We start from the raw sequence: 6,000 nt of genomic DNA, 5'->3' as shown, positions 1-6,000 counted from the left end.
GATATTCCCGGCCACAAGGACTACCAGGACTCATTGAAGAGCAAGCTACGCGATCTACGGGACAAAATCGACGAGGCCCTGGATCAAGGCAAACATCCCAAAGACATCAAGAAGATGATCACCCGCCGCCTCGACGACCTTTCGGGCATCCTACTGGACAAGACCAAGCGAATGAGAGCCGGCGAGAAGCTTCAAGCAGTCAATTGGAATTCACCATGAACCATACCTATTACACCTTCAAGAACAGCCACGATCCACGCGCAGCCGAGATTGTGGAACTACCCGACAAGGTTGAAAAATACTATTATTTAAAGCGGGGCAGAACCATGAAACCTCATTTCCCTCCTTCGACAGCGCTCTGTCTGTACGAAGAAGCAGGGGACATGCTCACGGACTTCATCAGTAACCCCGATCGTGTGCTCTACGTGTCTCGTCGCACCCAGGAACTCCTGGTTCGCAACGGACTCCCGGACGACTCCATCGAGTACCTCCCCTTTGTGCTCCACGACAAGCGCGGCCGGGTCGTCCGGGAGCAGTATTATATCGCCAATCCGCTCATGTGCATTTCGTGCTTCGACCTCAAAAGCTCACGCTATTGGCTCGAATCCGATGAGCCACCCGAGATAGGAGACGTCGAACAACTCCGCCTGCGAGAGGACCAACTCCCCGCTGATGCCAAGCTCTTCCGTGTCGCCGAGTTCCCGAGGCTCATGGTCATCCGCTCCGATCTGCTGGAAGCCATGCGCCGAGAGGGGCTGACGGGCCTCAACGTCCAACCCGTGGGTGAGTCGCTGAACTGAGCCCTCCTTCTCCCTCGCAGGCCCCGATGATGGACAGCATTCTCGACGGCATTGCATTCCTCCTGAGCGAGCGGCTCCCTCTCCTGAGCAGGGGGAAGCCAGACGCCAGGCTAACACTGGAGACCGCACGGCTCTTCAGACAGTACGGCTGTGGATTGCTGTTGTCCGGACTTGACGAGGACGGATTCCGGGACAGCCTGCGTCAAGCCGCTACAACATACTCGGAACTCCTCAAGCGCAAGCAGGAGTGCTCCGAGTACGACCAGTACTATCTTGCGCGTAGCAAGGGGGAGCCGCTCTTCGATGCCATCGCAGCGGGAGAGTCAGAGCTGGCCCGAAACATCGCCTCGCGGATGTCCACTCATTGGATGGAACGGATGGAGCCCGAGGAAGACTTCCATTACATTGGTGCCCTTATCGGGTTGCTGCAGGAACGCGGCACGGAAGGCGAGCTTGCCGCCTTCGAGCGCTGCTTGCAGGGGGGCGAGTCCTATCGCTTGGAGGCGGCGCGGGCACTCGCCACTCGAGATGCTGAAAGATTCGAGCAAGGTTTATCGGGGATGATTGAGGAACAAATAAACTGGCGCGAGCGGCAACGGCGCTCCGGGGTCTTCGACCCCTATCTTCACAAGACGGAGGCCTTCATTTTCGTGGAGGGTGTAGCGCTCATCCATCTGGCCAGGGCTCGTGGCATGAGCACTCGCGAACGCTACCCGCTGATTCCCGAAGCAGCCCTGGGAAGCCCGACCTCGCCAAGCGCGGGCTGATTTCCGCGCTCGCGCCGCCTGCCTGCTACTCCTTCTCGACGTCGCGATCCCACAGCTGCACGCGGGGGTGGTCGCCCACGAGGCGCTTGCGCAGCTCCTCGGCGATGGCCACCGAGCGGTGCTTGCCGCCCGTGCACCCCAGCGCCACCGTCAGGTACGCCTTGCCTTCCTTCTGGTAGCGCGGGAAGAGGAAGCGGCAGAGGTCCACCACCTTCTCCACGAACTGCTGCGTCTCCTCGCGCTCCAGCACGTACGACGCCACCCGCGGATCCTTGCCCGTGAGCCCCTTGAGCTCCGGGACGAAGTACGGGTTGGGCAGGAAGCGCACGTCGAACACCAGGTCCGCCTGCGGCGGCACCCCGTGCCGGAAGCCAAAGGACATCACGGACAGGGACGGCCCGCTCGCCGGCTCCGGGTTGAAGCGCGCCTGCACCATGCGCTTCAGGTCGTGCACGTTGAGCACCGACGAGTCGATGACCTGATCCGCCAGCTCGCGCAGGTCCTTGAGGGCCTCGCGCTCGGCTTGAATCCCCTCGGACACGCTGCCGGTGGGCGCCAGGGGGTGACGGCGGCGCGTCTCGCTGAAGCGGCGGATGAGGCTCTCGTCGCTGGCGTCCAGGAAGAGCACCTCCACGTGGTGCCCCGCCCGGCGCACCTCGTCGAGCACCCGCGGCGCCTCGTGCAGGAAGATGCCCTCGCGCGCGTCCACCACCAGCGCCAGGTGGGAGAACTGCCCGCCTCCGGCCAGCTCCGTCAGCTTGGGCAGGAGCAGCACCGGCAGGTTGTCGATGCAGAAGAAGCCGACATCCTCCAGCGCACGGATGGCGGTGGACTTGCCCGAGCCGGACATGCCCGAGATGATGACGATGTGCTTGGCAGGGGCCGTGTTCACTCGACTTCCTCACCCATGGAGCGGCGCATCGCCCCTTCGGCGATGGCGCGGTTGAGACGCTCGGCGAACTCCCTCGCCGAGTGGTGACCCTGCTGCTTGAGCAACTGGTTGCGCGCGGCCACCTCGATGATGGTGGTCATGTTGCGGCCGGGGCGCACCGGCACCACCGACAGCGGGATGTCCACGCCCACGATGTTCATGAACCGGTCCTCCACCCCCAACCGGTCATACTCCTGTTGCGGGTCCCACTCGTGCAGTTCAATCACGAGCTCGATCTTCTTGCGCTCGCGCACCGAGGCCACGCCGAACAGGTCCTTGATGTTGATGATGCCCAGGCCGCGGATCTCCATGTGGTGGCGGATGACGGGGTTGCCCGCGCCATACACCACGCCGGGCCGGCGCCGCGTCACGTCCACGATGTCGTCCGCCACCAGCCGGTGGCCCCGCATCACCAGGTCCAGGGCGATCTCACTCTTGCCGATGCCGCTCTTGCCCAGCAGCAGGATGCCCACGCCGAACACGTCCATCAACACGCCGTGCAGGCTGCTGGCCTCGGTGAGGGCCTCCTCCAGGAAGGCCTGCACCTGCTGGATGAACTGGCTGGAGAGCAGCGGGGTGCGCATCAACGCCAGCCCGGCCTTCTCGCACGCCTCCCGCAGGGCCGGCGGCGGGATGATGTCCTTGGTCACCACCACGCAGGCCAGCTCCTCCTGGAAGAGCGAGTCCAGCACCTCGCGCTGCCGCTCCTCGGGGAGGGTGAGCAGGTAGGACACCTCCGTGTTGCCGAACACCTGCACCCGGTGCGGATGGAGGTGCTCGGTGAAGCCCGTGAGCGCCAGCCCTGGCTTCTGGATGCGCGAGGAGTTGATACGGTGTTGCACCCCACGCTCGCCCGCGACGAGGGTGAGCCGGAGGTCGTACTCGCGATCCTCGAGAAGCTGTGAGACCCGGATTGAGTTCATCGGCACGTGTGGAATATCACCCGCCGGACTTTTTGCGTGGTGATCCCTCATGTCCGCTTCCCCGCTCCCCTCCGAAACGCCCGCCGAGCGGCTCCTCGCCCGGGCCGTCCTCGTCCTGCTGCTGGGGGTGGGAGCCATACTGCGAGTGTGGTTGGCGCTCGGGGATGACGGCGTGGCCTGGCCGGATGAAATCTACCAGAGCCTGGAGCCGGCCCACCGGCTCGTCTTCGGCTACGGGATGCAGGCCTGGGAGTTCCTCGAGGGGGCCCGAAACTGGACCCTGCCGGGGCTGGTGGCCGCCCTGTTCAAGCTGTCCGGCCTGCTGGGCCTGGAGGAGCCGCGAGGGTACCTGGGCCTGACGAAGGGGGCCTTCGGGCTGGTGGGGGCCGCCACGGCCTGGGGAAGCTGGAAGCTGGCCCGGGCGTATGGTGCCTCGCCGCTGGCGGCCAGCGCGGGGGCCTCGCTCTTCGCGCTGGCGGCCGTGCCGCTCTACTTCGCCCCCCGGGCCATGAGCGAGAACGCCTCCGCGCTCCCGGTGGTGCTGGGGCTGGCGTTGGCGCTCGCGCCGGGAGCCTCGCGCCGCGCGGGGGTGGTGGGGGCCTCGCTGCTGGGGCTGGCCGTGCTGCTGCGCCTGCAGAATGGCATCTTCTGCGTGGGCCTGCTGGCGGTGCTGGCGGCACGGCGCGACTGGCGGGCCGCACGGGACGCGCTGGCCGTGCTCGCCGGGTGGGCCTTCCTCTTCGGACTGCTCGACAAGCTCACCTGGGGCCGCTGGTTCCACTCGGCCCTGGTGTACCTGGAATTCAACTTCGTGAAGAACGGAGCCGCTGGCTGGGGCACCGAGCCCTTCAGCTTCTACAACCGCGTCCTGTTCCGGGCCATGGGCGGCGTCACCCTGGTGATGGCGGGACTGGCGCTGTTCGCGGCGCGGAGGGCCCCGGGCCCGCTCGGGGTGGCCGCCGCCTTCTACCTGCTCCACGCGCTGCAACCCCACAAGGAGCTGCGCTTCCTGGTGCCTGTCCTGCCCGTGTTCGCCGCGCTCGCCGGCGTGGGACTGGACACGGTGCTGCGCCACCTGCCGCCCTCCCCCGTCCGGCTCGCCCTGCCGCTGGCGGTGGTGGCGGTGGCGGGCGTCTCCGGCCTGCGCGTGGGAGGGCTCACCTTCCGGGACATCGGGCAATACCCGGGGCCGAAGTCCCTCCAGAACGCCTGGGATGACTTCGGCCCCGCCAACCGCCTGCTCATCACCGCCGGCAAACTCCCGGACGTGTGCGGTCTGAAGGTGGAGGCGGCACACCTGGCCTGGACGGGTGGCTACAGCTACTTCCACCGCGACGTGCCGCTCTACTCGCACCTGGGGCCCGGGCGCGAGTCCCAGCGCTACAGCCACGTGCTCACCGGGTCCGGCGGCGTGGCCAATGGCGAGGTGGTGGCCTCCGAGGGATCCTTCGTCCTGGTGCGTCTGCCGCACGGCCGCTGCACGCCGGACCCGGCCTGGTCCTCGCGCCTTCCGTGAGCCAACGCTTTCCCACCGGGAGCATTTCCCCCCGGACACGGCGCTGCTAAGCCGGGCCGCCTATGTCCGACTGCATCTTCTGCAAGATTCGCGACGGTCACATTCCCGCGAGGCTCGTCCACCGGGATGACCACTGTCTGGCCATCGAGGACATCAACCCCCAGGCCCCCACGCACCTGCTCGTCATCCCGCTCGAGCACATTCCCACGATGAATGACGTCACCGTGGAGCATCGCGAGATGGTGGGCCACCTGCACCTCACCGCCGCGAAGCTGGCGCGCCAGCGAGGGCTCGCCGACAGCGGCTACCGGCTCGTCCTCAACACCCGCCGCGACGCCGGCCAGACGGTGTTCCACATCCACCTGCACCTGCTCGGTGGACGCCCCATGGAGTGGCCGCCGGGGTAGTGGCGTCGGACCCGGGTGTCACCGCGTGACTCACAGGTCCGGGTCACACGTCCAGGGGTATTTCTCGGAGTAGCGGTAACACTTGTAATGGGGTCCGCAGGCATCGGGCACGGCCGGGTCACAGGACTTCCTGCAATAGCTCATCTCGCAGACGAAGCCCTCGGGGCATGCAGGCGTGTGTTCCTCACCACAACGGATGAGACACGTCCCCCAGGCCTCGCGCGGATGGCTGAAGACATTGCTCATGTAACACTTCTGCCCCATGGGACAAGGCGTCTCCTGGCAATTCTGGCCATGAACCTGTGCACACACCGACACGTCCTCATTGAGATCGGGCCGGATGCAGTGCTGGCCCTCGGGGCACGCGCGGCCCTCACACGTGGGCAGACAGGAAGGGCCATTGAGGCCCTCCCGGCAGAAGAATCCCTCGGGGCAACTCCCGGGCTCTTCCACCCGGCACGGCCGTCCGCACCGGTAACCCTGGCACAAGAGACCGCGTTCGCATGCCGCTTCACGCAAAGGAGACATGTCTGCGCAAGGCTCCCCCTCCTTCCGCACTCCCACGAGCGTACAATAACGGATGTGAGGCCCCGCTCTCGAGGCCTCCAATGTACGGCACACCATGTCTTCCGAGCATTGCTGATCCGTCATGCACC

8 protein-coding genes are annotated in these 6,000 nt (G+C 66.1%); 5 read left to right on the top strand and 3 right to left on the bottom strand.

Features of this window, described 5'->3' with window-relative positions:
* The 3 genes from Q664_RS59775 to Q664_RS48415 form a co-directional block, all read left to right on the top strand.
* The coding region (locus tag Q664_RS59775) for a hypothetical protein (RefSeq protein WP_425117489.1) at positions 1-219 on the top strand (219 nt) is incomplete at its 5' end.
* Positions 216-800 (top strand): imm11 family protein, encoded by a 585-nt coding sequence (locus Q664_RS48420; RefSeq protein ID WP_043413272.1) that lies wholly within the window; start codon positions 216-218, stop codon positions 798-800. The genes Q664_RS59775 and Q664_RS48420, both read left to right, overlap by 4 nt.
* A 26-nt stretch (positions 801-826) precedes the next feature.
* Positions 827-1,567, top strand: a complete 741-nt coding sequence (locus Q664_RS48415; RefSeq protein ID WP_235217170.1) for an Imm49 family immunity protein — start codon at positions 827-829, stop codon at positions 1,565-1,567.
* Between the two features lie 25 nt (positions 1,568-1,592).
* Here Q664_RS48415 and rapZ read toward each other — a convergent pair whose 3' ends face one another.
* Positions 1,593-2,459 (bottom strand): RNase adapter RapZ, encoded by an 867-nt coding sequence (rapZ, locus tag Q664_RS48410; RefSeq protein WP_043413269.1) that lies wholly within the window; start codon positions 2,457-2,459, stop codon positions 1,593-1,595.
* A complete protein-coding gene (gene hprK, locus Q664_RS48405; RefSeq protein ID WP_043413268.1) occupies positions 2,456-3,421 on the bottom strand; it encodes an HPr(Ser) kinase/phosphatase in 966 nt (321 codons plus the stop codon). Before hprK ends, rapZ begins: the two co-directional genes overlap by 4 nt.
* Positions 3,422-3,470: 49 nt before the next feature.
* Here hprK and Q664_RS48400 point away from each other — a divergent pair, with 49 nt between their 5' ends.
* Together Q664_RS48400 and Q664_RS48395 are read left to right on the top strand one after the other, a co-directional pair.
* The gene (locus Q664_RS48400; RefSeq protein WP_043413265.1) at positions 3,471-4,937 is read left to right on the top strand and encodes a glycosyltransferase family protein; all 1,467 of its coding nucleotides are present in this window, start codon (positions 3,471-3,473) and stop codon (positions 4,935-4,937) included.
* Positions 4,938-4,999: 62 nt separating this feature from the next.
* Positions 5,000-5,344: a histidine triad nucleotide-binding protein gene (locus Q664_RS48395; protein ID WP_043413263.1), complete on the top strand. Its 345-nt coding sequence runs from the start codon at positions 5,000-5,002 to the stop codon at positions 5,342-5,344.
* A gap of 30 nt (positions 5,345-5,374) precedes the next feature.
* Here Q664_RS48395 and Q664_RS58640 read toward each other — a convergent pair whose 3' ends face one another.
* On the bottom strand, positions 5,375-5,608 hold the full coding sequence (locus tag Q664_RS58640; protein WP_152622792.1) for a hypothetical protein: 234 nt from the start codon (positions 5,606-5,608) through the stop codon (positions 5,375-5,377).
* Between the last annotated feature and the right edge of the window lie 392 nt (positions 5,609-6,000).

This window comes from Archangium violaceum Cb vi76 (genome assembly GCF_000733295.1).
Classification (GTDB): Bacteria; Myxococcota; Myxococcia; order Myxococcales; family Myxococcaceae; genus Archangium; species Archangium violaceum.
This window is presented reverse-complemented; position numbering and strand designations above follow the sequence as displayed.

Coding starts and splice junctions, on each gene's coding strand:
- hprK (WP_043413268.1), bottom strand. CDS start 3,421: ATGAACTCAATCCGGGTCTCACAGCTTCTCGAGGATCGCGAGTACGAC.
- Q664_RS58640 (WP_152622792.1), bottom strand. CDS start 5,608: ATGGGGCAGAAGTGTTACATGAGCAATGTCTTCAGCCATCCGCGCGAG.
- Q664_RS48400 (WP_043413265.1), top strand. CDS start 3,471: ATGTCCGCTTCCCCGCTCCCCTCCGAAACGCCCGCCGAGCGGCTCCTC.
- Q664_RS48420 (WP_043413272.1), top strand. CDS start 216: ATGAACCATACCTATTACACCTTCAAGAACAGCCACGATCCACGCGCA.
- Q664_RS48395 (WP_043413263.1), top strand. CDS start 5,000: ATGTCCGACTGCATCTTCTGCAAGATTCGCGACGGTCACATTCCCGCG.
- Q664_RS48415 (WP_235217170.1), top strand. CDS start 827: ATGATGGACAGCATTCTCGACGGCATTGCATTCCTCCTGAGCGAGCGG.